The organism is Paenibacillus sp. NPDC058898, from assembly GCF_049316025.1.
GTDB lineage: Bacteria > Bacillota > Bacilli > Paenibacillales > Paenibacillaceae > Paenibacillus_AQ.
In genome coordinates this window covers 17,410-44,159 of record NZ_JBMOSM010000009.1, presented here as the reverse complement: position 1 = coordinate 44,159, position 26,750 = coordinate 17,410, and the positions used below count along the sequence as shown (strand labels likewise).

At 49.5% G+C, this 26,750-nt stretch carries 28 protein-coding genes; 21 read left to right on the top strand and 7 right to left on the bottom strand.

Annotation, left to right across the window (positions count from 1 at the left end; genetic code table 11):
- Window positions 1-93 precede the first annotated feature (93 nt).
- On the bottom strand, window positions 94-459 hold the full coding sequence (locus tag ACOZB4_RS22670) for a hypothetical protein (RefSeq protein ID WP_076325417.1): 366 nt from the start codon (window positions 457-459) through the stop codon (window positions 94-96).
- A 202-nt stretch (window positions 460-661) separates the two neighbouring features.
- Here ACOZB4_RS22670 and ACOZB4_RS22665 point away from each other — a divergent pair, with 202 nt between their 5' ends.
- The 3 genes from ACOZB4_RS22665 to ACOZB4_RS22655 all read left to right on the top strand — a co-directional run bounded on the left by ACOZB4_RS22665 (window position 662) and on the right by ACOZB4_RS22655 (window position 3,500).
- Entirely contained in the window at window positions 662-1,240 is a 579-nt protein-coding gene (locus ACOZB4_RS22665) for a hypothetical protein (protein ID WP_076325418.1), read from the top strand.
- Window positions 1,241-1,492: 252 nt separating this feature from the next.
- Window positions 1,493-1,942, top strand: a complete 450-nt coding sequence (locus ACOZB4_RS22660; protein ID WP_379406698.1) for a MarR family transcriptional regulator — start codon at window positions 1,493-1,495, stop codon at window positions 1,940-1,942.
- 52 nt (window positions 1,943-1,994) lie between these two features.
- Window positions 1,995-3,500: a DHA2 family efflux MFS transporter permease subunit gene (locus ACOZB4_RS22655; protein ID WP_379406699.1), complete on the top strand. Its 1,506-nt coding sequence runs from the start codon at window positions 1,995-1,997 to the stop codon at window positions 3,498-3,500.
- Window positions 3,501-3,628: 128 nt separating this feature from the next.
- On the opposite strand, the gene ACOZB4_RS22650 is transcribed toward ACOZB4_RS22655, so the two are convergent.
- Entirely contained in the window at window positions 3,629-3,793 is a 165-nt protein-coding gene (locus tag ACOZB4_RS22650; RefSeq protein WP_006212708.1) for a DUF1328 domain-containing protein, read from the bottom strand.
- Window positions 3,794-4,068: 275 nt separating this feature from the next.
- Here ACOZB4_RS22650 and ACOZB4_RS22645 point away from each other — a divergent pair, with 275 nt between their 5' ends.
- From ACOZB4_RS22645 to ACOZB4_RS22595, 11 genes are all read left to right on the top strand, one after another.
- Window positions 4,069-4,590: a DUF948 domain-containing protein gene (locus tag ACOZB4_RS22645; protein ID WP_379406700.1), complete on the top strand. Its 522-nt coding sequence runs from the start codon at window positions 4,069-4,071 to the stop codon at window positions 4,588-4,590.
- 57 nt (window positions 4,591-4,647) lie between these two features.
- Window positions 4,648-5,181 (top strand): hypothetical protein, encoded by a 534-nt coding sequence (locus tag ACOZB4_RS22640; RefSeq protein WP_339268085.1) that lies wholly within the window; start codon window positions 4,648-4,650, stop codon window positions 5,179-5,181.
- 85 nt (window positions 5,182-5,266) lie between these two features.
- The gene (locus ACOZB4_RS22635) at window positions 5,267-5,608 is read left to right on the top strand and encodes a general stress protein (protein ID WP_194544592.1); all 342 of its coding nucleotides are present in this window, start codon (window positions 5,267-5,269) and stop codon (window positions 5,606-5,608) included.
- Between the two features lie 231 nt (window positions 5,609-5,839).
- On the top strand, window positions 5,840-7,015 hold the full coding sequence (locus ACOZB4_RS22630) for a PP2C family protein-serine/threonine phosphatase (RefSeq protein WP_076325424.1): 1,176 nt from the start codon (window positions 5,840-5,842) through the stop codon (window positions 7,013-7,015).
- Complete coding sequence (locus tag ACOZB4_RS22625; protein ID WP_379406701.1) at window positions 7,012-10,671, top strand: response regulator; 3,660 nt, start codon at window positions 7,012-7,014, stop codon at window positions 10,669-10,671. Before ACOZB4_RS22630 ends, ACOZB4_RS22625 begins: the two co-directional genes overlap by 4 nt.
- 78 nt (window positions 10,672-10,749) lie before the next feature.
- Window positions 10,750-11,604 (top strand): CheR family methyltransferase, encoded by an 855-nt coding sequence (locus ACOZB4_RS22620; RefSeq protein WP_379406702.1) that lies wholly within the window; start codon window positions 10,750-10,752, stop codon window positions 11,602-11,604.
- 20 nt (window positions 11,605-11,624) lie between these two features.
- Window positions 11,625-13,304 (top strand): response regulator, encoded by a 1,680-nt coding sequence (locus ACOZB4_RS22615; RefSeq protein WP_379406703.1) that lies wholly within the window; start codon window positions 11,625-11,627, stop codon window positions 13,302-13,304.
- A gap of 111 nt (window positions 13,305-13,415) precedes the next feature.
- Window positions 13,416-13,739 (top strand): STAS domain-containing protein, encoded by a 324-nt coding sequence (locus tag ACOZB4_RS22610; RefSeq protein WP_009594079.1) that lies wholly within the window; start codon window positions 13,416-13,418, stop codon window positions 13,737-13,739.
- A gap of 32 nt (window positions 13,740-13,771) precedes the next feature.
- Window positions 13,772-14,221: an anti-sigma B factor RsbW gene (rsbW, locus tag ACOZB4_RS22605; RefSeq protein ID WP_076325428.1), complete on the top strand. Its 450-nt coding sequence runs from the start codon at window positions 13,772-13,774 to the stop codon at window positions 14,219-14,221.
- Window positions 14,218-14,988, top strand: coding sequence for a sigma-70 family RNA polymerase sigma factor (locus tag ACOZB4_RS22600; RefSeq protein ID WP_213647760.1), 771 nt, complete (start codon window positions 14,218-14,220; stop codon window positions 14,986-14,988). The genes rsbW and ACOZB4_RS22600 overlap by 4 nt, the downstream gene beginning before the upstream one ends.
- 120 nt (window positions 14,989-15,108) lie before the next feature.
- Window positions 15,109-16,086: a magnesium transporter CorA family protein gene (locus ACOZB4_RS22595; protein ID WP_379406704.1), complete on the top strand. Its 978-nt coding sequence runs from the start codon at window positions 15,109-15,111 to the stop codon at window positions 16,084-16,086.
- Window positions 16,087-16,173: 87 nt separating this feature from the next.
- Here the strand turns inward: ACOZB4_RS22595 and ACOZB4_RS22590 are convergent, their stop codons facing one another.
- The 3 genes from ACOZB4_RS22590 to ACOZB4_RS22580 form a co-directional block, all read right to left on the bottom strand.
- Complete coding sequence (locus ACOZB4_RS22590) at window positions 16,174-16,605, bottom strand: DUF5665 domain-containing protein (protein ID WP_379406705.1); 432 nt, start codon at window positions 16,603-16,605, stop codon at window positions 16,174-16,176.
- 134 nt (window positions 16,606-16,739) lie between these two features.
- The gene (locus ACOZB4_RS22585) at window positions 16,740-17,150 is read right to left on the bottom strand and encodes a YtxH domain-containing protein (RefSeq protein WP_076325431.1); all 411 of its coding nucleotides are present in this window, start codon (window positions 17,148-17,150) and stop codon (window positions 16,740-16,742) included.
- Between the two features lie 47 nt (window positions 17,151-17,197).
- Entirely contained in the window at window positions 17,198-17,455 is a 258-nt protein-coding gene (locus ACOZB4_RS22580) for a GlsB/YeaQ/YmgE family stress response membrane protein (protein WP_006212694.1), read from the bottom strand.
- Between the two features lie 282 nt (window positions 17,456-17,737).
- Here ACOZB4_RS22580 and ACOZB4_RS22575 point away from each other — a divergent pair, with 282 nt between their 5' ends.
- Both ACOZB4_RS22575 and ACOZB4_RS22570 read left to right on the top strand, forming a co-directional pair.
- Window positions 17,738-18,742, top strand: coding sequence for an asparaginase (locus ACOZB4_RS22575; RefSeq protein ID WP_379406706.1), 1,005 nt, complete (start codon window positions 17,738-17,740; stop codon window positions 18,740-18,742).
- A gap of 65 nt (window positions 18,743-18,807) precedes the next feature.
- On the top strand, window positions 18,808-19,527 hold the full coding sequence (locus ACOZB4_RS22570; RefSeq protein ID WP_339268072.1) for a pirin family protein: 720 nt from the start codon (window positions 18,808-18,810) through the stop codon (window positions 19,525-19,527).
- Between the two features lie 112 nt (window positions 19,528-19,639).
- On the opposite strand, the gene ACOZB4_RS22565 is transcribed toward ACOZB4_RS22570, so the two are convergent.
- Window positions 19,640-19,867: a DUF1128 domain-containing protein gene (locus ACOZB4_RS22565; protein WP_339268070.1), complete on the bottom strand. Its 228-nt coding sequence runs from the start codon at window positions 19,865-19,867 to the stop codon at window positions 19,640-19,642.
- Between the two features lie 182 nt (window positions 19,868-20,049).
- Between ACOZB4_RS22565 and yyaC the strand changes: the two genes are divergently transcribed.
- From yyaC to ACOZB4_RS22540, 5 genes are all read left to right on the top strand, one after another.
- Window positions 20,050-20,589, top strand: coding sequence for a spore protease YyaC (yyaC, locus tag ACOZB4_RS22560; protein WP_339268069.1), 540 nt, complete (start codon window positions 20,050-20,052; stop codon window positions 20,587-20,589).
- A gap of 108 nt (window positions 20,590-20,697) precedes the next feature.
- Window positions 20,698-21,489, top strand: a complete 792-nt coding sequence (locus ACOZB4_RS22555; RefSeq protein WP_379406707.1) for an alpha/beta fold hydrolase — start codon at window positions 20,698-20,700, stop codon at window positions 21,487-21,489.
- A 255-nt stretch (window positions 21,490-21,744) separates the two neighbouring features.
- Entirely contained in the window at window positions 21,745-22,428 is a 684-nt protein-coding gene (locus tag ACOZB4_RS22550; protein WP_379406708.1) for a DUF6483 family protein, read from the top strand.
- A gap of 36 nt (window positions 22,429-22,464) precedes the next feature.
- Window positions 22,465-23,640 (top strand): class I SAM-dependent methyltransferase, encoded by a 1,176-nt coding sequence (locus ACOZB4_RS22545; protein ID WP_379406709.1) that lies wholly within the window; start codon window positions 22,465-22,467, stop codon window positions 23,638-23,640.
- 400 nt (window positions 23,641-24,040) lie between these two features.
- The gene (locus ACOZB4_RS22540) at window positions 24,041-26,230 is read left to right on the top strand and encodes an O-antigen ligase family protein (RefSeq protein WP_422759652.1); all 2,190 of its coding nucleotides are present in this window, start codon (window positions 24,041-24,043) and stop codon (window positions 26,228-26,230) included.
- A 58-nt stretch (window positions 26,231-26,288) separates the two neighbouring features.
- Here ACOZB4_RS22540 and ACOZB4_RS22535 read toward each other — a convergent pair whose 3' ends face one another.
- Window positions 26,289-26,603: a hypothetical protein gene (locus tag ACOZB4_RS22535; protein WP_379416780.1), complete on the bottom strand. Its 315-nt coding sequence runs from the start codon at window positions 26,601-26,603 to the stop codon at window positions 26,289-26,291.
- Window positions 26,604-26,750: the final 147 nt, after the last annotated feature.

Here is a 26,750-nt window from a genome sequence, read left to right as displayed (position 1 = left end):
TACGTATACAAATGGCAGGCCAAGATTGTCTTGACCTGCCATTTAACCTGCTAGGATACATGAAGGATCATGAAGTCCGGCAGTCATACACGATTACGCTACATAAATCCAAGCTTTACCGAGCCATGTATAAACTTCAACCCATTCCCCGCCAAGCACGACACCCGTTCGATTACCGGTTGTGTCGATTTTTTGCGAAGCCAAGGCACCAAGCTTTTCGCCGTTTGGAGCGTTATAGAAGTAGGTTCTTTCCGCAATCTCGATCATAGGTGTAGGCACCAATACGACTTCTTCCGGTTTTATAATAGGCTCTGTCGTCGAGATGGGAGCCGGACCTGAAGTTTCAGTTACCGTCCCCGAAGTTTCGGATACCGTCCCGTTAATCGGGTCTGCGCTTGCTACGGCGGTCAGGGACAGGGTGAGTGCTAGGGCTGCAGTAATGCTTAGTGTTTTTTTCATGGAATAATTCCTCCTTGGGACCGAAGTATGATTTAACACATTATTTTAACACATTATCGTAATAACCACGATTTGGATGTTTTGAACCAAGAAAGTTGGGTACATTTCTCAAATCGTGACAAGTTTCATGGATTCCTATATACTTTGGAGATGGGAAAAGCCTTGTTACTGCAGGAATATCCTATGAGAGGAGGGACTTTGAATGGTACGTCGAAAAAAAAGAGCCGGACGTTTCCTGCTGGGTATATTTGTCCTTCTGCTTGTGATTATCGGTGCGTTGGTCTGGTTTGTTTATCCTACGCAATCTCTTGATATGCGATATCGTTCCGTTGATTTTAAGGACAAGTTGATGACTATGGTATCAAATCGGGATACCCGCATGCTCCTGAGCACAGAAGAAGTCGGGGAACTCAGCAAGAAGAACATGGTCAAATATATGAGCACCCATGACCTGGGCGTAGATATTACAGGCGCCGATTTCATGATGAATGGCACCACAATGACAGCCCGTATGAACGGGCAATGGGGGATCCTTCCCTTTGGCGCTGTGCTGCGCTTTCAAATGTCGGCTGAGGGAAGCCATCTTCACCTGATACATGAATCGACGACGATTCGGGGAGTTGAGATCCCTTTGAATATGTTCCGCCTGGACCCGATTCAAATTTCGCTCAAGGACTATTTACCGGATCTGGTAACTGTGAAAAATGTGAAGTTTCTGTCTGATGGCTTGGAATTGAACTTCACCATGGATTGGATGTCCATTCCGTCGCTATTTAAGTAAAGCAAGGGAATCGGCTAAAGACTCAGACAAGGGAAGAATGTCTGGGTCTTTTTTTTGTGTTTTCAAGAGATGTCATTATTTTCAGAAAAAAACTATGAAGAAAATACATATGTAAACATTGACACTATAATCATCCGCCACTATAATCAATAAATGTTTAGAAATAAATGTTTTAGTACTAAAGTATATAGAGGCGAAGATGGCTGTCTCTGTTGAAGGAGTGCTGGACCTTTTAAGGGAGTGTAAAAATACATGTCCATGCGGAATGAAATTCTGGAGTTGGAGATGCTATTTAAGAAGATGGTTCGGACTGTGCATCATGAATGGCAGAAGGAGGGGTTTCCTAAACTAGGCAGAACCCAGTATACCGCCTTGGAGATGCTTCATGAACAGGGAGCTTTGAGATTGTCGGATTTGGCCGATTCCATTCATGTGACATGCGGAGCGGTTACAGGCATATCCGATAAATTAATCGGAGGCGGGTTCGCGCGCCGAATAAGGGATACAGCCGACCGAAGAGTCATCCATCTGGAGATTACGCCGCTTGGGCGGGAACTGATCGAACAGCTGGCCAATAAACGTGCCGAGTTGAGCGATTTGTTATACGGTTTTCTAACGGACGAAGAGGTTAAGCAGTTGAGTGTCCTATATCGCAAAATTTTGACGAATGTTGAGCACATCCAAGGTCAGATGTCCACATAGAACAAACAAGCTATATATATGATTTTACTTAGAAAGAGAGTGAAGGCTGCACATGAGTACCCATACCGTTGTTCGCCCCGGCGAGCCTGTTAAGAAAGGCCCAATCATTGCTGCACTTATGATTGGCGCTTTCGTCGCCATTCTTAACCAGACATTGATGAATGTTGCTCTGCCGAGCATCATGGAAAATTTGAGCATCAAACCGACAGTAGCCCAGTGGCTGACCACAGGCTTTATGCTGGTGAACGGGGTCTTGATCCCCGTTACCGCTTATCTGATCGCGCGTTTCTCGACAAGGCAGCTGTTCATCAGTGCGATGACGCTGTTTACGATTGGCACCTTGCTGTGTGCCATCAGCCCCAATTTTGCGTTCCTGCTTACCGGACGCCTCGTTCAGGCTGCGGGTGCAGGTATTTTGATGCCGCTTATGACCGTTGTATTTCTGAATATTTTCCCTGTTGAGAATCGCGGCAAGGCGATGGGGATGATGGGGATCGCCATGATATTTGCTCCTGCAATCGGACCTACGCTTTCCGGATATATTGTGGAGCACTATGATTGGCGTGTGCTGTTCTACATGATTCTGCCTTTCTCGATCATTGCTACATTAATCGGAGTTTTCTTCCTGAAAAACGTTACCGAGGTCAGCCGGCCGAAGCTGGATATGATCGCGATCATTTTGTCCACCTTGGGCTTTGGCGGTTTGCTGTACGGCTTCAGTGATGCCGGGAATGACGGTTGGTCCAGCACGCCGGTTGTTACGACCCTAGCGGTCGGGGCGATCGCCCTCATCCTGTTTGTATGGCGGGAGATGAAGACCGACAATCCGATGCTGGAATTCCGGATATTCAAATACAACATGTTTACGTTAACGACCCTAATCAATGTCATTGTCACGATGGCAATGTATGCCGGCATGATCCTTCTGCCCATTTATCTGCAGCAGATCCGTGGATTCACGCCGGTGGAATCAGGACTTCTCATGCTTCCCGGCGCTATTCTGATGGGGATCATGTCACCGATTACGGGCGCGATCTTCGATAAGGTTGGCGCAAGATGGCTGGCTGTTATCGGTCTGGCGATTACGGTCATTACGACGTGGGAGTTTAGTAATTTGACCGAAACAATGTCTTACAACCACATCATGATCATCTATACGGCCCGCATGTTCGGGATGTCGATGCTTATGATGCCGATCCAGACGGCCGGACTAAATCAACTGCCGCGGAGCTTGAACGCCCACGGTACGGCCATGTCGAATACACTCCGCATGGTTTCCGGCTCGATCGGAACGGCGATTCTTGTTACCGTAATGTCCACCCAGGCCGAGAGCAAAGGGGAAGCCCTGATGCAATCGGGACTATTTGATCCGAAGAATCAGGCCGACCTGCTCAAGCTGGGTAACGAAGCAACCATTTACGGCATTAATTATGCCTTTGTTATTGCCACATGGATCAGCGTCGCTTCCTTGATCTTGGCTTTCTTTATTAAGAAGACGAGACCGGCGGAAGAGCCAAAGATTTCAGGAAATCAGGAGGTTGCAGGAACGAACGTGTAACCCGATCCGATTTTGCTCAGCGCATAACGCATAAAAAGGGTGTCCAATCCGTTTATCAAACGGAGGACACCCTTTTTTTCATTTCCAAATGTGTATATTCAATGCATGGGCTTTAGTATGCGACAGCGTCACATACTTCGTCTGCGTCCGGTGAAGAGAGAGATCACAAACAGGACAACGAAGATGAAGAACAGCACCTTCGCGATACTGGCTGCAGCCTCAACGATGCCGAAGAAGCCAAAGATCCCTGCAATCAGTGCAACAACTAGAAAAATTACGGACCATTTTAACATCCTATTCACCCTGCTTTCTTTATCGATTTTATTGGATATAGCAAGCAGTCTCATGAGGCTTCAAGAAGCGGCATATACCCAATTTGAAGCTCGGTAGGGAGCTATCGGCTGTTGCCACAGCGCCCTTCGTAGTGTTCTTTAACCGGGGCGGCAGAGGATGAAACAAGCTGCAGAACAATGGCAGGAATGGCAATCGTCCCTTTGTTTCGTGAGCTGGGGGATAGGGTAACTATTGCGTATCCGAAACCAACATACTTGAAAGTGAGGGACAACGTATGCTAACCCAAATCAGTGTTGCCATTATTGCTGTGGCATTTGCCGTTCTGGTTTTCTTTTTAATCAAGACATTAAAGGCTGCGACACAATCGCTCGAAAAGGTAACAGAAACACTCCAGGATGTCCAAAAGACGGTGGACGAATTGACTTATGAAGTGAAGCAGACCATTCGAAATACGAACGATATTACGGTGGATGTTCAGCATAAGATGAGACAGATCGATCCGGTACTGGATACCGTCAAGAATCTGGGAGAAGCTTTAAGCGAAGTCACCTATGCGGTGAAGCAGGTATCCTCCGGCATGGTTAGCCGCTTTAAGCAATCCCGGATGGAACAAAAGAAAGAGCATCCTGCCCGTACGGAAGTGCCTTTGACGGCTCAGGATCGTACATTCCAGTCCTATGATGCGGTGTACCAGCATACGGAAGAAGAAGAAAAGTCACGCGGCCGGAATTGGTTAGCCTACGTGGATACAGCGGTTGGTCTGTGGAACAGCTTTCGTCGTCAAAAAGCCAGATAAATGTAAAAAAGCCAAGCCCGGGTATAGCTCTGCAAGCTGAAGAAAGGAGGAGGTCGCATGTGGAATGTCGCACTGTTGATGGTAGGGCTCTTGATTTACTCCGGAGGTGGAGGTGCTGTGGCAGAGCCGCAGCCTTCTGCCGGGATGTCGCCACCGCCTATTATTCATGCCGCATCGGATGTTGGACAAGCACAGACCAGCGACAACTCTACGGAGAGCTATCGAACTTTAAACGGGATTTCGTTAACGGATAACAAGCGCGATGTCATTCGCAAGCTGGGAGCACCGGCTCAAATTGAGCATGAGGAGCTGACCGGAATGACCAAGCTGGATTACAAAGATTTGGAGGTTGGGGTTCGCAACGGCTACACGGAATATGTTCATGTGAAGCCCTCTGCCGCATCCTTTCAGGTTGAAGACCAGCGTATAGGTATGACAACCAATCAAATTCGGGCATCTCTGGGTAAGCCGTATTTTAAAGCGGAGGACGGGGATGTGTACCTTGAGGACCATCATGCACTTAAGGTGTTTATTGACCGGAACTCTGGTGAAATTACAGGAATTGATTTGTTTTTCGATTATAGCCAGTAAATTTGTTTCAACCTTAAGAAATCAGGTTAATAACAAATGGACTACAACCTACTGAGGTTTTACACTATTAGGGGAGGTTTTCACAATGGAATTTACCAATACGAAGTCATATGCCAAAGTCGTTGAGAACGGTACGCAAGCGGTTCAGGAGGTTCAGAACCTGCGCCAGTCCGGTTACGATCAGGATCGGATTTATGTATTGGCTCATGATTCGGACAAGACAAGCCGGATCGTGGATGCATCCGATGCCAACAACGTAGGCATCAAGGAAGAAGGCGTGTTTGATGCCTTTGCGAATTTATTCCGATCCCGCGGCGATGAGCTCCGCGCCAAAATCGTATCGCTTGGCTTCACGGAGGCCGAGGCTGGATTCTATGAGAAACAGCTGGATCTAGGCAAAGTACTCGTCATCGCTAAAAAAGATTAATGACATAACATCGACGGTATGCGTTATAGGACTTAAAACATAGATAAGGAATGAGACCTTGGACGTCTCATTCCTTATCTATGTTTTAAAAGAATGTTCCATAAACCTTATAAAGGTGGAATATTCAAGATACAGAGCCTTTTTCTATGGCAATTGATCAGAAGGTTATTATAGTATAATAGTAGGAAAAGGATTTCTATCGTATAATCCGTAACGTTAAGGGAGAGGGCAATGAGAATATTAATCGTAGATGACAATCCGACTAACGTCATTATTATTCGAGAAATCTTAAAAAAGGAAAACTATCAGAATACTTTATCTGCATCTTCAGCCCTGGAAATGCTGGAACATCTGGGGATTGGCGATCGCAGCCGTGAGCTGCATCCCCGGAGAGCGGATATCGATTTGATTCTGCTCGATATGATGATGCCCGAGATGGATGGAATTGAAGCTTGCCGTATTGTACAGCAATATGAGCATTTGAAAGATATACCGATCATTATGGTCACTGCCGTCGGGGATTCCAAGAAGCTGGCGGAAGCGCTGGATGCCGGAGCCGTCGATTATGTGACGAAGCCGATCAACAAGGTGGAGCTTATGGCACGGATTCGTCTGGCGCTCCGGTTGAAGCATGAGAAAGACTGGCATATTGAGAGGGAACAGCGGGTCCAAGCTGAATTGAAGCTTGCGGCCATGGTTCAGAATGCCGTTTTGAGCTCACCAATTGAAGATGATCAGCTTGAGATTCATGCTTTATACCAGCCCTCAGCGGAGCTGGCGGGGGATTTGTATGCATGGTACCCGCTTGGCGAAGGCCGTTATGGCGTGATTCTGCTGGATATGATGGGACACGGGATTACTTCGTCCCTATTTTGCATGTTCATCGCTTCGGTTTTGAAGGACACGGTGACAACTTATGTCGAACCGGAGAAGGTGGTTCAGGAATTGAACCGCAGGTTCAATCAGTTAAACCTCGGCGAACAGCTGATACAGTACTATTTTACAGCGATCTATCTTGTTGTAGACACCCGTTTGAAGCGGGTGGACTATGTCAACGCAGGCCATCCACCGGCTCTTTTCTTTCAGGAAAGCGGGGATGTGATGACCTTGGATCAAGGCTGCTGCCCAGTGGGGTTATTCGACCGGATCGAAGACATGGAGCCTAGAAGCTTTCAGTATGAAGGCGAAGGACACTTGGTTATGTATACGGATGGCCTGCTTGAGCTGGTAGAGGGTGGTCATGACGAGAAGCTGGATTATTTGAAGGAACATTTGGGCGGCCCTCATCATTGGCGAGAAGATGAAATGAAGGAGCAATATTTTGTGGATGATCCATCCCAGGAGCGAGAGGACGATAAATGCCTGGTTTGGATATCTCTTAAAAAAGGAGAGGAAACCAATCAATGAAGCTTAGGAGCAAGTTAGTCATTGGTTTTACGACTTTACTGGCGCTCATGCTGGTTCTGACCTTGATTGGTTATGACCGAATCACTTATATGAAAGACCAGATGGATCAGGTCTATCAGGAGCGCTATCAAAAGGTACGAAACTCCAGCGCAATGCGCGGAGAGGTCAACGATATGGCGCGTGAGCTTACGAATATGATACTGAGTAATGACCAGTCCACGTACGCTGTGTCCGAACAGGAACTGGAAACGATGACAACACAAACTCAGGCGTATTTTAAAGCGATCAAGGAAAGTGCAAATACCGCCGAAGAGCAGCAATTGTTAGTCCGGATTGATCGTGCGGTGAATCAATATATCGTTTATCAAAACAAGACATTGGAACTATTGGCAAAGAGCAATGCAACAGAGGCCAATCTGCTACGCAGCTCGACTGGACAAGCTGTCCAGGAAGAGATGCTGACGAGTTTGAACGAGCTTAGCAGTTATGAGAACCAGAAGATCAATGATGAAATAACAGCAGCAAAAGCGGCATATGACCGCTCTGTCCAAATGTTCATCTATATCATGGCTGGCGGATTGTTAATCGGAATGCTGGTCATTCTATGGATTCTTCCAAGCATTACCCGGGGCATCAACGTGGTCTCCATGATGCTGAAGAGCTTTGGCGAAGGCAGATTGAAGGCGATCCGTCGTATTAAAGTTACGTCCAAGGATGAGTTTGGCGATGTGGCTCGGGTATTTAAAGACCTGTCGGAAGACATTATTGAGAAGCAGCGTATCGAGGAAACCTATCTCCAGGCGCAGCGTGATCAGTCTTGGCTGAACTCGAATATGGCCAGAGTCACGGAGCTGCTGGAGGGGATTAATTCCTTAGAGGAAGTCGGTCAGCGGTTCATCAGTGAGTTCACGCCAATTTTGGGTGCGCATTATGGAGCTATCTATATCCGTCAAGAAGACAAACATCCGAATAAGTTGGAGATGAAGGGCTCCTACGCTCATGAAGGCGGCGAAGAACCGAAGATTTCTTTCATGATCGGGGAAGGGCTTGTTGGTCAAGTTGCATTCGACAAGAAACCGATCGTACTGAAAAGCGCCCCGGAAGATTACATGAAGGTGGAATCGGCATGGGGATCATCGAAGCCGGTATCCGTCATGATCTATCCGATTCTGTTTGAAAATGAAGTGATGGGTGTTATGGAGTTGGCAGCCTTTGAGGAAACAACCTCACTACAGCAGCAGCTGATATCTCAGCTGAGTCAATCTCTTGGCATCATTCTGAACAATATTACAGGCCGTCTGCGGGTGGAGCAACTGCTGCGCGAATCGCAGGCCATGACCGAGGAACTTCAGGTTCAATCGGAAGAGCTGCAGACCCAGCAAGAAGAGCTTCGCCGTACGAACGAAAATCTGGAGGAGCAAACCAATGCTCTCAAGCGTTCCGAGGACTTGCTGCAGCGCCAGCAGGAAGAGTTGGAGCATTACAATACCGAGCTTGTTGCCAAGACGCGTGCGCTTGAGGAACAGGTGCAGGAAGTGGAAGAGAAGAACGATGAAATCGAGAAGGCGAGAATGCAGCTTGAGCAGCAAGCGAAGCAGCTTTCGATTACAACCAAATATAAGTCGGAGTTCATGGCCAATATGTCCCACGAACTACGGACCCCGCTTAACAGCCTGCTGATATTATCACAGCTGTTGTCGGAGAATAAGGATGGAAATCTGAGCAATAAGCAGATTGAATATGCACAGACTATTTATATGTCGGGCTCCGATCTGCTGAAAATGATTGATGAGATTCTCGATTTGTCCAAAGTGGATGCAGGGAAAATGGAGATCAATTATGAGGATGTTCAGCTTCCGGATATTGAAGCCTTCGTGGAGCAGAATTTTGCCGCCGTTGCATCCCGCAAGCATATTGACCTGGGTGTGCACATTGGTGCAGATATTCCGCAGAGCATTGTCACGGACAGTCATCGTGTGAAGCAAATTCTTCGTAATTTGTTGTCGAACGCCTTCAAATTTACCAATAGCGGCTCTGTCGAGCTGCATATGGAGAAGGCCGACAAGGAGAAACTTCCGCTTTACTTGAATGCCGAAGCGGATTATGTGGCCTTTGCTGTCAGAGATACCGGTATCGGTATCCCGGCTGATAAAACGGACCTAATCTTTGAAGCCTTCCAGCAGGTAGACGGCACAACCAGCCGTAAATACGGGGGAACCGGGCTTGGTTTATCCATCAGCCGCGAGCTTTCCCGTCTACTGGGCGGAGGCATTCTGGTTGAATCGGAAGAAGGCAAGGGAAGCTGCTTCACACTCTTCCTGCCAGCTAATCCTCCGGATTTGGTAGAAGGTACACAGCAAGCAGCCGCAGCAATTGAGGCACCACCGGAGCGTAATCTGATCGTGCCGAAGGCAAAGATGATTACGAAAGAGGCTCAGCCATCCGTACAGGTGGATGACGATCGCAACCAGCTTGGACCGACAGATAAAGTGCTGCTTATCATTGAGGATGACGTGAAGTTTGCCAGAATTCTTATGGATATGGCCAGAGGACGCGGCTTTAAGGCGTTGGTTGCATTGCAGGGGGATATCGGTCTGGAGATGGCCAAGTCGTACAAACCGGATGCCATCATCCTGGATATCCAGCTTCCGGTTATTGATGGCTGGTCTGTCATGGGCGAGCTGAAGAGCTCTGCGGTTACGCGCCACATTCCAGTGCATGTCATTTCGGTCGTGGATGAAGTGAAACAAGGATTAATGATGGGAGCGATCGCTTACTTGAAGAAGCCGTCATCCAGAGAAGCGTTGGAGGGCGCGTTTACGCATATCGAATCCTATACGGAAAAATCGATGAAGCATCTGCTGATTGTCGAGGATGATGACATTCAGCGGAATTCCATTATTGAATTGATTGGTCATGACGATGTATCGATTACGGCGGCATCCACAGGCGCCGAAGCGCTCACTGAGCTGCACAAACAGCACTATGATTGTATGGTGCTTGATCTGATGCTGACGGACATGACAGGTTTTGAGCTGCTAGATCAGATCCGCGACGATGAGAACCTGGTGGATCTGCCGATTATTATTTATACAGGCAAGGACCTTGATTCGAAGGAAGAGATGCAGTTACGCAAATATGCGGAGTCGATCATCATTAAAGACGTAAAATCGCCAGAGCGGCTTTTGGATGAAACAACACTGTTCCTCCATCGGGTCGAGGCTGATTTGCCGGAAGATAAGCGTAAAATCCTGCAGAAACTGCACAACAAGGAAGAGCTGTTTGAAGGTAAGAAGATTCTGCTGGTGGACGATGATATCCGCAACGTGTTTGCTCTCTCCAGCGTGCTGGAGGGATACCATATGGAAGTTACCTTCGCTGAGAACGGTCGGGAAGCAATCGAGCTGCTTCAGGAACATCCGGATTATGATCTGGTGTTAATGGATATGATGATGCCGGAGATGGACGGTTATGAAGCGATGCGACGTTTACGCGAAATGCCGGAATTCGAGAAACTGCCGATTATTGCCCTGACAGCCAAAGCCATGAAAGAGGATCGCGCGAAATGTATTGAAGCGGGAGCCTCCGATTATATGAAGAAGCCGATACAAACGGAGCAACTTCTTTCGCTTATGAGGGTTTGGTTGTATTCGTAAGCTGCTTTTGTGGGTAAAGTACAAGTAGCAAATAAACACGGGGAAAGCGGTGCAAGCGTAATGTCATCTAGTGACCATATGGAATCAGAACAACTGTTGTTAACAGAGGAAAGCGAACGTGAGCTGGAACAGATCGAGATTGAGCTTCTTTTGGAAGGAATTCATCGATTCTATGGTTACGACTTTCGCAATTACGCTATTCCCTCATTGAGGCGGAGAATCTGGCATCATGTTCATGCCGAGGGCGTATCCACAATCTCAGCCCTTCAGGATAAAGTACTTCACGACCGTTCTTGTTTTGAACGGCTCATATATAATCTATCAATTCCGGTTACGGAAATGTTCAGGGACCCGAAACTATTCCTGACATTCAGGCAGTCGGTAGTTCCATTGCTTCGTACGTATCCTTATATACGGATTTGGCATGCCGGCTGTTCGACTGGAGAAGAAGTGTATTCCATGGCTATTTTGCTTCATGAAGAGGGACTGTATGAGAAATCCCGGATTTATGCGACAGACATGAATTCACGTTCTCTCCAGCAGGCCAAGGAAGGCGTATTCGACATCAAACGCATGAAGCAATACACCAAGAATTATATGGAGGCGGGCGGTACCCGCTCGTTCTCCGAATACTATACAGCGAAGTACAATTCGGTTATTTTCCAACCATTTTTGAAGAAAAACATAATATTTGCCGAGCATAATTTGGCAACAGACCGTTCCTTTAACGAGTTTAATGTGATCTTTTGCCGGAATGTCATGATTTATTTTAATGATCAGCTGCGGGATCACGTACATGGATTATTTCACGAGAGTCTAAGCCATTTTGGTATTCTCGTACTGGGTTCTAAAGAGTCCATTCACTTTACGAATTATAGTGAAGCTTATGAGACGCTGGACCGGGTGGAGAAAATATACCGGAAGATTAAATAGAAGTTTTGTAGGAGGATCTCATGGGGTTTCACGAACCGATTCATATTCTGTTGGTAGATGACCGCCCTGAAAACTTACTTGCACTCGAAGCTGTTCTGGACAGCGAACAATACACGCTCATCAAAGCTACTTCAGGGGAAGAGGCTTTGCGATATCTCTTGAAGTATGATTTTGCCGTGATTGTTCTTGATGTACAAATGCCCGGCATGGACGGTATCGAAACAGCAAGGCTGATCAAGGCGAGAGACAAGACAAAGGATATTCCGATTATATTCATTTCCGCGAACAGCAAGGATGCGGAGCATCTTTTTGCAGGATACTCCGCGGGGGCGATCGACTATATGGTTAAACCCTTTATCCCTCAAATCTTAAAGTCCAAGATCGAGGGTTTTGTCGATATGTACCGGACCAATAACAGGCTGAAAATTCAGTCCATGCAGTTGCACCAGAAGACCCAGGAGCTTGAAAAGATTAATCAGGAACTTGTGCTGGCCAAGGAAGAAGCGGAGATTGCCGCCAAAGCAAAAACGGAATTTCTGGCGATGATGAGTCACGAGATCCGCACGCCGATGAATGGCGTCATCGGGATGATTGATTTGCTGATGGACAGCGACCTCCAGGATGAACAGCGGGAATACGCAACGATTATCCGCAACAGCGCGGATGCCTTGGTTAACATCATTAATGACATTCTGGATTTTTCCAAGATGGAATCAGGCAAAATGGAGCTCGAGGAATATCCGTTCGATCTCAAGTCCTGCGTTCAGGAAGTGTTTGGTTTGTTCTCTGGAGAAGCCTCCAAGAAGAATCTGGAGCTTACGTATTACATCGAGGATCAGATTCCTGCGATCATATTCGGGGATATGGGACGCCTTCGTCAAGTGTTGGTGAATCTGGTATCCAATGCCGTGAAGTTTACGAATGAGGGCGGCGTGTATTTGGTTGTTTCGCTTGCCCAAGCTGAAGAGAACCGGTTAACCCTTGAATTCACAGTGAAGGATACGGGGATCGGAATCTCATCCAAGAAACTTGATCGGTTATTCAAGCCGTTCTCTCAATTGGATTCCTCGATGACAAGGCGCTATGGTGGAACAGGACTTGGGCTTGCGATCTGTAAATCGCTCGTACAGATGATGGGCGGAGAGATCGCGGTTGAGTCCATAGAAGGCAAGGGAGCCACCTTCGTATTTACGATCTGCGTTCATACGCATGAGGAAGAGTATCATCGACTCCGGGAAGAGGAGCGTTCGGCAAGATATCGTGTGCATGGGGAGAGGCAACCAAACATCCTGATTGTGGACGATCATCCAATTAATCGAAAACTGATGGAAAGCATGCTGGGAAAGATGGGGATGAAAGCGGATATGGCGGAGGACGGCAGGCAGGCGGTTGATATGGTTGCCGGTCCTAAAGTCTACGACATGATCTTCATGGATTTGCAGATGCCGGTTATGGATGGTCTGGAAGCAGCGCGTCTGATCCGCCAGATGAAACCGGAGGCTGAGCCTCCCGTTCTGGTTGCGATGACGGCTAATGTGATGGACGGGATTCAGAAGCGCTGCTTTGACGCGGGCATGAATGAATATATCAGCAAGCCGGTCAAAATCAGCTGTGTGAAGCATCTGATATCCCGGTATGTACCGGTAGGACCGGAAGGATGGGATATCAGCCCAAGCCCTGTTCGCATCATCAACGGTTAGCGCAGCAATCGGTTTCCATATATTAGCGTGTCTACAACCCTCTTAACCTGTTTCAACAAGCGAGATAACGGGTTATGTAAAGGGAAAACAAATGATTGGGAGAGAGTGTCTATGAATACAAAAACGAATGATAAGTTCAATGCTAAGACCCAAATGAACGAGGGCGTATGCACGGTATTTTTGAGCGGTGAACTTGATCTGTCCGTCGCTCCGGATTTTCGGTTAGTCATGGAGCCTCTTGTCGGCAATTCCGAAGTAGACTTGATCGTCAACATGAAGGACATGACATATATTGATAGCACGGGTATTGGTATTCTTCTGTCGATACTGAAAGCAAGACATGGCATGGAAGCACGCTTTGCAGTCGAGGAAGTTCCGCCGCAAATTCAAAAGCTGTTCGATATGACGGGTATTGCGAAGTTCTTTCAGTCGTAAGAAGAATTCCCAATAGGAAAGGATCGAAAAGAATGAATTCAGATGTACAAAGAGTAACGCTTAATTTGCCTGCCAGTGCTGAATATGTGGATATTGTAAGACTGAATCTGTACGGGATAGCTTCCAAGATGGGCTTTTCCTATGAAGAGATCGAAGATATGAAGGTCGCGGTGTCCGAGGCCTGTAATAACTCGGTCTTGTATGCTTATAGTCAGGAAGGCGGAATGGTAGAGGTTTTATTTCAAGTGACCAGCGATTCGCTATCCATTACGGTCAGAGACGAAGGGGAGAGTTTCGACAGTGTGGGAGCGGTTGGCAACCGTACACTTCATGATAAAGATCTCAGCGAGGTCCAAATCGGAGGACTAGGCTTCTACCTGATGGAGGCGCTTATGGATGAGGTAAGCGTGACAAACCAGGCTGGAAAGGGAACCGAGGTTACGCTGACAAAGCGGCTCGCAAGAAGCGAGGAGCCGGTATGAGTGATAAGGTGACTCCCCAAGAGTCCAGAGATGAAGCCGTTCATTTAATTGAACAGTATCAGCAAACGAAGGATAACGATATCGCGACGGTGCTGATTAAGAAATATGAACCGATGGTTAAAATGGCGGCAGGCAAGATTGCCCGAAATCGGCCCGACCTGTATGAGGATTTGTATCAGGTTGGTCAAATGGCATTAATTCGCCTTCTCCAGCAATATGACATCAGCCTGGGGATTCCGTTTGAGCCCTATGCCATGAAGAGCATGATCGGGCATATGAAAAACTTCCTCCGCGATAAATCATGGTACATTCAAGTACCAAGACGAATCAAGGAGAAGGGTGCCTTGGTTCAGCAAGCGATTGATGAATTGATGGTGAAGCTGGAGAGATCTCCCGATGTAAATGAGATCGCATCCTACCTGGATCTTTCCGTTGAGGAAACGGTTGAAGTGCTAGCCGGACGTGAATGCTATCATTATGTATCATTGGATTCCCCTTTATCTCAGGAAGAAACCGGAGCGACGCTTGGAGAGCTAATCAGTTCGGATGTAAATGATTTTGATTCCGTTGAGAAGCGCATGGATCTTCAGCAGGCGATGAGCCAGTTGAAGGAGCAAGAGCAGAAGGTGCTATTGCTGGCATTTCAGGAGGGACAGTCCCAGAGAGCGATCGCTCAGAGGTTAGGCGTGTCGCAAATGAGTGTCTCGCGTATCCAGAAGCGGGCAACGGAAAAACTGAAGCAGATCATGTCCAATTCTTCTTACTGATATGGACAAGCCTCGTAGAAACAGACGTATAGCAACATAAGGCACGCTTCCTCCATTACAGGAAAGCGTGCCTTTTTGGAACCTACGATTCGTATTTATAGAAGGGAGTGGCAGGGAAACATGCTGGGGCCGGATAGGATGGAAGGTCAGGATATTTATACTATTGCAGGGGGATGGAAGTGGTACGACGTTCGAACGGATGACTGGCAATCCTCCTGGATCGGTGAACTTCGGACGCGCTATCCTTATACAGCCGAATGGTTTGATCTGGCATCGACGTTAAAGGAACGAAACTACTTATCCGTCCGATTCAAGGATGGGGTGGAGCCGGTCATTATGGGAACCATGCTTTACAAGGTTACGGATGATGCCGATCATTACAAGTCGGAACAGTTCTATTTTTATACAGACCACCAAGTGCTGATCACCATCAATTTGGATGAGCATACCCGAAGCGTGATGGCTAAGTCCGATAGAGCTTCCATGCTTCATCAATGCCAAAAGCCTGTCGACGGCATGTTTGTGCTGGCTCGGGCCATTCTGCATTATTACCATGCGGGAATGGACCAATTCGAGCATAACCTGCGTCTTGTTGAAAGCGATATGCGTACGCGTAACCGAAGGTCCTTAATGGACAGTATTCTGTCGTCCCGGTTTGAGCTGTTGGAGTGGAGTAATCTGTTTATTCCTTTTCAGGAGCTGATCGCCGCAGCAAAGGAAGGGTATCATGGCGAGCTGGATAGCAGCCGCTCGTTTCAACAGCTCCTTCATCGAGTGGAACGAATGGAAAAGCTGATTCATCATTATGAGCGCGAAATCGATACGCTGGTATCGATAGACGATGCAATCTCTGCGTTCCGTGGGAATGAAATTATGAAGACCCTGACGATTTTTACGGTCGTGCTCACACCGGCAACCGTGGTCGGAGCCATATGGGGTATGAACTTTGAGAATTTGCCCGCCATTAAGACGTTCTGGGGATTTACGGCAATCAGCGGCTTCACCCTGCTGTGGACCGGGGGGATGTATCTTTGGATGCGTGCGAAGGGATGGACGGGCGACCTGCTTCAAGTGAAGTCCAGCAACAAAAACCTTTAAGACACGAAGGATATGCATGAATGGCAGCAAGAATGATCACAACGCCCGGTGACCCCTAAAGGCACCGGGCGTGTTCATGCGTTAACACTAGGATCTGGATTGATCAATATATCCTTGCAAATCCGAGATGAAATCCCCGATCATCGGTACGTTGACAAAGAAGCTGAGAATGTAACCCAGAAGACCCAGCACGAGTGCCGTGCCAAGCGTTAAGCCTAGCCCCCGGGATAGTCCGGCTGTGAGGTTGGCGATGATGCGTTTCTTGGGATTCATGTAATGATCGATCATGTCCCTCATTTCGGATTTCTCCAGCGTGGTGGCAATTTTGTCCAGACGCGTGTTCAGTTTCTTTACCTCGTGCCGCAGTTCGAAGGGATGTTCCTGGACATCATCCGTCTCCCGGGAGCGCGTTTCTTTACTTGTTTCGGATTCCCTTCGTGGCTCCTCGCGTCGTGTCGAACGATTGCCGCTCCGGGTCGAGAAGCTGGAGCCGCTATGATATGGGTTCGCTTTACTCATGAGTTATCCCCGCTTTCTAGGCAAATGCGCCGTTTCATTTCAATTATCAATCCATATGATGCTTATAGGCTGACTGTCACGATCTGGCACAAAAATAGCCAGCTGTGTCAGCTGGCTATTCGTGACCTCACGAATTAAACATTCGTTGTCGATTTTATTTCACGGCTGACATCGGAAGAAGTGTCCATCGCTTGATCCTTTACGTCTTTGGAAGCATTAGAAACCTCGCTGGACACGTCCGCCGATGCTTCCTTGACGCTGGACATAATGCTTTGGCGGCCTTCATTCACGGTGGCCATCACATCGGAGGCTTTGGTGCCCACGGTTTTGGCCAGTTCAGAAGCTTTATCGCCTACGGTATAAGCAACTTCCTTGGTTTTATCCGTAACCATGCTCAGTTTCTCGGACAAATCCCCGCGCAGTTCGCGGCCTGGCTTTGGAGCGAACAACAGAGCTGCTGCCGCTCCGACCAAGGCACCGATAAAAGCACCTTTGAAGAATGTGGAACCGCTTTGTACTGGATGTTCTTGTTCTGTGTGATTCATAACTTTCACTCCTTTTAGTTAATATAAAAAGAATATAGACACGAGAATCAGGCTGTACGTCTAAATAGCTTGGCAACAAGACCGAGCAAGAATACGAAGATAGCTGTACCGATGATAGCGGGCACAATGGCAAATCCGCCAATGACAGGTCCCCATGCTCCGAAGAGCCATGGTCCAAGCCATGCGCCCACGAAACCAGCGATCATGGATCCGATAATTCCGCCCGGCATTTCATGACCAACCAGTGCATCCCCGATAATCCCGATGATGATTGCCATTACGATGCTGATGATGATTCCCCACATACGATCGCCTCCTTTTTAAAGAGCAATGTTTTTCGAGTGGGCTTGCTTATCTCGTAATTAAACCTAAGGGCACATCGTGAAACAGGACAGCGTGAAACGGGAGATAAAATGGAGTGTCCTTCCCCTGCGGAATTTAGCCTGCTGTTATTTGCAGATTTTTGTACTATACTGAATACAGATTTGCAATAATCCTCGAATAAGCGAGGAATATAGGTACCACACATGAAGAGGTTTCTAAGGCGGGAATACGGTCACAGACGGTTATAGAAGGAGTTATTCAACATGGACACTGTATTAGTGAATGAATATCGGGCGGACATATTAGAGTGCGTCCACAATGGACATATATGTATTGTTAATGAACAAGGAAGCGTTCAGGCTTACACGGGAGATCCGGAATATGTCGCATTTACGCGCTCTTCGGCCAAGCCGATGCAGGCGATCCCCTCCATCCGCGGCGGGCTTGCTGACCATTATGGACTGACGGATAAGGAAATCGCGATCATGACGGCCTCGCATCGGGCGGAGCCGGCTCACATAGAAGTGCTGGAAGGCTTTGCCCGCAAGGTGAATATTAGCGAAGATCACATGGTTTGCGCGTCCAGCTGGCCGCTGGATGAGGAAAATAAAGAAGCTCTTCTGCGAGAGCGGAGAGACAAGCGTAAATGGTACCATAATTGCTCCGGCAAGCATTATGGCATGCTGGCCTATTGCCAGATGGCAGGATATCCGCTGACGGGATATGATCAGCCGGAACATCCGCTGCAGCAGGAGATCCTTCAGACGGTTTCCGATTTGGCCGGACTGGCTCCCTCTGATATCCGGTTGGGAACCGATGGTTGCGGCCTACCGGTATTTGCCATGCCGCTTCGTGCTCTGGCTACAGCCTATATGAAGCTCGCATCCCCGGAACTTATTGAGCATGAGCCAACACAAAGGGCGGTCATCCGAATTACGGAGGCCATGCATGCATCTCCCTATATGGTGGCGGGAAATCACAAGGTGGACACCCTTCTTTTGGAAGATGATAATATTGTGGCCAAGGGAGGCTTTAAAGGTGTGTACTGCTTGGGTCTGAAGAAGGAGCGCCTAGGCATTTCGTTCAAGATTGCAGATGGCTCTGAAGAAGAATGGGGCTGGGTAGCGGAGTCCATATTGGAGCAAATCGGGTATAACAACAAAACAACCATCGATCGCCTGAAAGCCGCGTATCCCAAGGACTTATACAACGATGAAGGCCTTAAAGTAGGCAGGGTGGAAACCGCATTTAGGCTGACTCATACGTAAGCATGTCTGATTAGACCGGAAACCGCCGGGGTATTGATTAGTAAAAACGGCGGAGGTGACCGGCCATGATTAAAATCATGACGGCAGCGGAACGACATACGACCCATAAAGACGGGATTCATAGTGAATTCAGCTTTTCCTTTGGTGATTATACAGACCCACATAACGAGCATTTTGGAAGCTTGCTTGCACATAATGAATATGTGCTTAAACCGATGGAAGGTTTTGATCGAAGATTTCATCATGACTTGGTCATTGTCCATTTGGTGCTGGAAGGCACGTTAACGTATGAAGATGATACAGGGAAAGAAATGGAGCTGACGCCGGGTTCGATTCATGTCGTGAATACAGGCTCCGGCGTGTACCATGCAGAGAAGAATGCCTCATCTTCCGAGGACGTACGCTATCTGGAAATGTGGTTTCTACCTCCGGAGCCGAACCTTGAGACCAGTCATCATCAAGGCGATTTTACAAAAGAACAGCAATTGAACCAGGTGCTTCCGATTATGGGGCCGGGTCACGGGGAACGCAGCTTGCCCGAGTCGCTGGATGTTGTAATGTACAGTACCATACTGGAGACAGGACAAGAACTGACGTACAGCCTGGCCGAAGGTCGGAGAATGCATTTGTATGTGATTAGCGGTCAAGTCGAAATATCATCGGAAGACGGCATGTTTGATATTACAGCGGGTGACGCGGCCAGGATACAGCGCCGTCATGAGCTGACATTCCGAGGGAACTCAAGTGAGGGGAACTCAGAAGTGGTGATGATTGATATGCCGTAGAGAAGGACAGAAAGCCCCCGGAACTTTGCTTAAATTAGCGAAGTTCCGGGGGCTTTTAGCTATACAAGGGCTCTTCTTTTTGATCTTTTCAAGCTTTTCGGGCAATGATGTTCTACTGGTTCCCGCGCAACTGCCCGAGCTCCGAGACAACAGCTTCCACTTCCGATATACTAAGGTTTTGCTTATTTATGACCATGTCGTACAAATCATAAATGTCATCATATTGGTTAACCGAGAAGGCGGAGGCTTGCATAGCAGCTCCTGTAGCCATCCGAAGCTTGGTTTTAATCTGTTCAATCATATACTCGACATTGGCTTGGGATTTTTCACTCAAATCCATGGATTAACACCATCCTCTCATAGGCGGATTTACGATTTTCGTCCCTGTATTGTACCATGTTACCGTGTGGCTCGACCAATGTTTTTGCCATCGGAGACAGAGATAGGTTAAAATCAGGAAAAAAAGGTTTTTTAGGCTGCGGGACAAGGTTTCAAGCGATGTAATCAAGGAGGAGGGCCGTCATGAGCGAACAAGCCGGCAAGACGCCAGGCGTACAGGCTGTAAAAGCTAAAATGTCGGGGCATGAACTGACGGATTTTTTTCGGTCGATTTCGCAGCGGCATTCGCTGGACAGCATTGTATTTTTATGTATAGGCACCGACCGTTCAACAGGAGATGCACTCGGACCGCTTACAGGAAGCCGGCTCATGGAATACGGTTTTCCGCATGTGATCGGGACGCTGCCTGATCCGTGCGACGCTTTTAATCTTGAGTCAAGGCTTCAAGGTTTGCCTGAGGATAAGGCGATTATTGCCATTGATGCATGCTTGGGACAAGCCTCGTCAGTCGGATATTTCTTTACATGCGAGGGTCCACTGACGCCTGCCCAGTCCGTCGGCGGGAGGCTTCCGGCAGTGGGAGATTACAGCGTGGCAGCGGTTGTGAATGTCCATGGACCGAAACCGTATTGGACTCTTCAAGTGACGTCCCTATACCAAGTCATGGGGATGGCGGAGCAGATAGCGAAGCAAGCCGCTATAGCCTTTGGCCTTAGGCCGTAAGACACGGCGTTTCAGCCGGGGGTGTTTTTGTTTAATAATAGATCATTCTTTATAAAATAATGGGTGTCTGTCACATGGCATCCGCTGAATAGAAAGAAGGGTATCGCTATGGAAAAAGTACAATGCAACGGCAGCACGATTTGTTATGTTGATCAGGGACAAGGTGAGCCAGTCATTCTGCTTCACGGTTTCTGCGGAAGCTCCGCCTACTGGGAACAGGTCCTGCCATTTCTTCAAGGCTTCAGAGTCATTGTACCGGATCTCCGTGGTCACGGGCGGTCTGATGCACCGATGGGATCGTATACCATTGAACAGATGGCAGACGATGTGCTGCTGTTGATGGATGAGCTCGACATCCCGAAGGCAGCATTACTCGGTCATTCCCTCGGAGGATACATCACGCTCTCCTTCGCCCAGCGTTACGCTTCTCGTTTGAACGCCTTCGGCCTGATTCATTCTACAGGCTACCCGGATTCGGACGAAGCGAAGGAGAAGCGGGTGAAGGCGGTCAGCACCATCCAAGGGGAGGGCATTACGGCTTTTGTTGACGGATTGGTGCCCGGCTTATTCGCTCCGGATACGAAGGATACCAAGCCGGAATGTATTCAGCGGGCGAAGGAGATAGGTTATCTAACGCCACCTCAGGGAGCGATCGGAGCGGCGCTGGCGATGCGTGAGCGTCCGGACCGACGCGATGTGCTCTCAGCGTCCATTCTGCCTATTCTGCTGGTAGCCGGGGAGAAAGACGGATTGATTCCGGCAGAGCGTACCTTTACGACAGATCATGACAACGTGACCCCAATCATAATCGAGGGCGCAGGACATATGAGTATGATGGAGACGCCGGAGAAGCTCGGCGAAGTCATCACTTCTTTCTTGGGACGGCTTGAGTATGAATAAACGCATGAGAGTCTTTCGATAGTTTATAATGAACGGATACCCCCTTGCGGGATATCCGTTTTATTTTTGTGCCCAGCGTACTCTCCGTCGTTGCTTGTCCGGCCGTTGAAATAGAGCCGAGAATGGGGGGGAGGGCCTGCTACTGGAATTCTGGCCCCGGATAGCCTACAATTTAATCGTGATCCGGTTGGGATCTGGACCCGGCAAGATCAGAATACGCTGCATTTGTCATGGATGCAGGTTGGGGGTGGGCGAATGTTTCGCAGGGATTATCTCGTGCGGCTAATTGAGGATATGACACAGATGATTGCCAAGGTGTTTTCGCTGAAGCAGGAGCGCAAGCACACAGAAGCCCTATGGGAGCTGGATGAGCTCTTCAAACGGCAGTTCCGGTTGAATTCGGATCTGCTTCGCTCATTGTCCGCTGCCGATATTGAACAGTTATTTCGGAGTCATGGTTATTTGGAAGCGGACAAGCTGCAAAGCGCCGTCAGGCTTATGGAAGAGGAAGCATCCCTGCTGCTTGACCTGGAGCGTGAAGAAGAGGCTGTTATGCTCTATACCAAGGTTTTTCAGCTATATTTGAAGTCAGCCCTGCAAGGAGCGGATCTCAAACTGATCGGGTTGACGGAACGGATCGGTATGGTGAGAGAACGTTTAAGGTCATACGCATTGCCTGAGACGGCGATGCGGGATTACTATGCATATACGGAGCAGCAGGGGATGTACGCGGAAGCGGAGAACACCCTTTACCAACTGCTGGATAACGGCAAGATGGAATATGGTGAAGCCGTACAGTTCTATCAAAGATTGCAGCTGAAGCTGCCCGAGGATTTGGCGAAGGGCGGGCTTCCGCTGGAGGAAGTCCACGAAGGAATGGATGAGCTTAACCGTCGTTTTCCACATACAGCGGTAAACGGTGACAAGTCGTTTACCTAAGCGGGATTAACCAGTCTATCACATAAAGAAAGCGAGATGTGCCTTTTGGATGCATTAAGAAAATTGATTCATAACATCATGGAAGAAGGCTCGTTGATCACGGCTACGCTAAGCCAGCTTCGCAAGCGGGAAGGCATGACTTACAGCAAAGTAACGGTTAAGCCTGTAGAGCTCAAGAATAAGCTGCACTACCAGTTCGCCTATTATTCCGGAACCAAAGTCACCCATCAGAACGTGCCAGCGGATGAGGCGGAGTCGGTGCTGGTTGACATGTTCGAGAATGTATTCCGGCAAGCGATGATGTATACGCCGGAAGCGGATTATCAGGTACTGATCTCGAAGAAATACAAGGTTTCGATTCTGACTAAATCCGCCTCCAAGACCAAGACGGATTTGTCTCATAATCGGAAAAAGACGTACATCCTTGAAGAGGGAGAGCCCGTTCCGTTTCTGGTGGAGCTCGGCATCATGAGTGAGGACGGCAAAGTATTTGCTCGCCGGTACGATAAGTTCAAACAGATCAACCGGTTTTTGGAGATGGTTGAGGATGTGCTTCCCCACCTGCCGGAGGACCGTCCACTGACGATCGTTGATTTTGGCTGCGGCAAATCCTATCTGACCTTCGCTTTATATCACTATTTGGCGGTAACCGCGCACAGAAAGCTGAATATTGTCGGATTGGATCTCAAGGCGGATGTCATCGAACACTGCAGTATGCTGGCGAAAAAACTGAACTACACCCAGTTGCAGTTTCTTGTCGGTGACATTGCGGAATATGACGAGCTGGAGCAGGTGGATATGGTGGTCACGCTGCATGCATGTGATACAGCAACAGATGCTGCGCTGGAAAAAGCGGTCCGTTGGGGTGCTTCGGTTATTCTGTCGGTGCCTTGCTGCCAGCATGAGCTGTTCTCTCAAGTCCAAAGCCCTGTTATGGAGCCGCTGCTGTCCCACGGTATTCTGAAGGAACGATTCTCAGCGCTTGCCACGGACGCCATTCGAGCCAAGCTCCTCGATCTGATGGGCTACAAGACGCAGCTGCTGGAGTTTATTGATATGGAACATACACCGAAAAACATATTGATCCGTGCGGTTAGCGGTTCTGCCGGAGATCGGGATAAGCTGTGGCAGGAATATACCGCGTTCCGCGATTTTTTAAGCGCCTCGCCATATCTTGAGCGGGCGTGCAAGGACTTGCTGCCGGATACGTAAAATCACATCATGTTGATCCCGGAAAAGCGATGAAAGTGCAACTGCACTTTCATCGCTTTTTTTAGAGATCAGAACGTATAAACTTCGAAGCTTGGACTTCCAGATATCTTTACCCCGATTGCCGGTGATTCCGATTCTGCGGGGGAACATCTAAGCGTGGCCTTTTCTTCTGAGAATGTACGTCAAAAATAGACGCTTTTTTCTTCTGATGGCATTCGAAGCCTTAATCTAGGGGATCAAGTGGCCTTATAGCCCGATGAGATCACAGACGCTGCTTCAAAGAATAACGTCGTAAGTCCTTGTCCACAATGGCTAATAGCTGGTTTGGCCAGAAGGACGGATGCCGTGTAAGGAGCAGCCGAGGTTGAATGGTTATGCATGGGAACGGGGGCGTTGGTTCATGGCAAGGAAGACCCTACATCGTAATTGCGGGATGATGCTGATTGCACTTGTCTTGGTGGCAGGTATCCGGAGCGGAATGTTTTTTGATGGAGATATCTATGGGGTCGGAGCCGGTTTTGGAGTGCTTCTGCTGCTTATGATGGGAACTAAACGGCATGGTGGAATCCAAGGTCAGGAGATTCATGGCATTGGCATGATGCCTGGATTGGTTAATTTGGATAAAGGTTTGCGAGTGGTGCTTGGGTGCATCTGCGGAATGATTCTCATGTATGTGCTTCATGCAATCGGGCGACCACTCTCTCTGGAAGGCACGATGAAAGAGATCATCCTGTGGGGAAGCTACGGCTCCTTTGCAGCTGTCGCCTGGCGTATATGCCGTGCAGGTGATGGCTTACGTATGATGCAGGCGGGTTGGCATCTGATGGGTGCTGTGCTGTGCGGCAGTGCTTTGCTTGCCGTATATGGGCTTTTGGAGCTGCCGTATGGGATCTATCATACGGCGGATGCGGACATCAGCGCGACGGGCGCGAGGCTTGGTGGCCTGCTTCAGTACCCGAACACGTTTGGGGCCGTGATAGCCGCCTTCCTGCTGGAGCGGCTGTTCGCGCTGCCGTCCGTCCTGCGGACCCGGACGGGCACGCTCCGCGCAGCGGCTGCCCTGCTGCCGCTGCTGCCCTACACCGCCGCGCTGCTCCTGACGGAGTCGCGCGGCGCCTGGCTCGCGGCCGCACTCGCGTGCGCGGCCGGATTCGCCCAGGAGCGGCGTGCCTTCGCGCCGCTCCTGGTGGCTGCCGCCGCGCCATTGGCGAGCGCGGCGCTGCTGTACCGCCAGCTGGCTGAAGCCAAGCTGGCGCCAGCCGTGCTGCCCGGCCTGCTATGGCTGGCCGGGCTTTGGGCCGGCGGCGTCCTCGCCGGCCTGCTGCTGTGCCGCTGGCGGCACAGCAGGGGCCCGTGGCGGCGGTATGCCGCGCCAGGAGCCCTGGGGGCTGCGGCGCTGCTGGCTGCCGCAGCCGGAGCAGTGATCCTGCATCAGGTGCAGGATCGGACTCTGGGCGGCGCGGCAACGCTGAGCGCGCGCCGCCTTATGTACAGCGACGCATGGCAGCTGGCCCGGTCGTCGCTGTGGCTGGGACGGGGAGGGGAGACGTGGCGGCAATCCTACCTTGCCATTCAGTCCCAGCCCTACGTGGGTGCCGAGGTGCACAGCGGATATATGGATATCCTGCTGAATGCGGGCCTGATCGGGCTGCTGCTTGTCCTTGTTCTGGTTAGCTTTATCGTTGCGGGGCTCATTGCTGTGAACTCCCGACTCATGCCCGCTGCTTTCGTGCTGATCGGACACGCGGCGGTGGACTTTGACTGGAGCTTTGGGCTGGTATGGCTGCTGCTGTTGTGGCTTACAGTAATGGGCTTCGCTGCGGCCTCTTCTGGTCGGGAAGTGCAGAATGGACCTATCGCGGCTCAAAGACGCAAACCCTTCAAAATAGGGAAGAAGCTGCTAGCCGTTTATGAAGGGAACCGGGGAAATCGGCCGTTGCTGCCATTGCTCAGGGTTACAGCGATCGTTCTGCTCGTATGCTGGGTTCTTCTCGCTGCCGCGCTGGGCATCAGCGAGGTCAAAGAGCGATGGGCCGCATCGGAACCGCCCGGACGGCAGATCGCGCTCCTCCAATCCTCGTTAAGGTGGAACCTTGCCAACACGGAGGCGGCACTGAGCCTGGCGGATTGGCTTCCCCCAAGCCAGCGAATCCCGCTGCTGAAGCGAAGTTTGGTGTATGCACCGAATCACCCGGGGCTGAGCTGGAAGCTGACAGAGGCTTACTCGCTCAGAGGTGAATCGGAAGAGGCGGCAGCCTGGTATATAGCAGCGATCGATCGGGATCGGTTCAATGATGTCAAACAAACCCGAGCCGTGCTGAAGCTGGCTGCCCTCGCAGATTGGCACCGGACGGGAGGAGATCCCGCCAGATCGGTTGAAGCGGCCCGGGCCGGTATGGATATCCTGATGCGCTATCGTGCCCTTGCGGCCGATCTTCGTGAGATGGATGATCATCGAAATGACCGGGAATTCGATCTGTCTATGCTTGCAGCGCGGCAGGCCAACCGTTTGGAAAAAATGCTGAATGGGGAACACGAAAAGCATGCGGCAAGGCAGCCCATGAAAGCAGATATCTCGGCCCGACGCTAGCGCGAATCATGCCGTACTGTCCATTTCACAGCAGGTAACGAAACAAGGAAGAGCAGCGTTATCCGCCGAAGGCATCCCGGAAGGCCGAGGCCAACTGACGTTCAGGAACCTCCCACAGCCCGGCCAGTTCGCCGCAGACTTCCTTTTCCCACCAGTCGCACAAAAGTTTCTTGTTGCTGTGGTTTTCGTGGATCCAGATCAAATTACCGATAACCTTCCGGTAATACAATTCTTCACCTTGCTTCAAGGTTTCCGGTGAAAGGTACAGCTTGAGACGTTTGGTCGTGCGGTATAATTCTTTGCTGCAGGCCCGCCGTATCCCGCGCGGGGAGGGGGGCTTGCTGCCCGGTTGTTTGGCATGGGGAGAATGCATGCGTGACTCACTCCTTTGCTTCACCATATGTCCCGAAACGGGCGAAAGTCACTGTGCCGTCTATAATTGGGCGCAGTAGAAGGCATGTCCCGGGCTGTGTTAGAATAGGCTAGTACTAGAAATCAACGCAGGAGGAAAGCGGGGGAC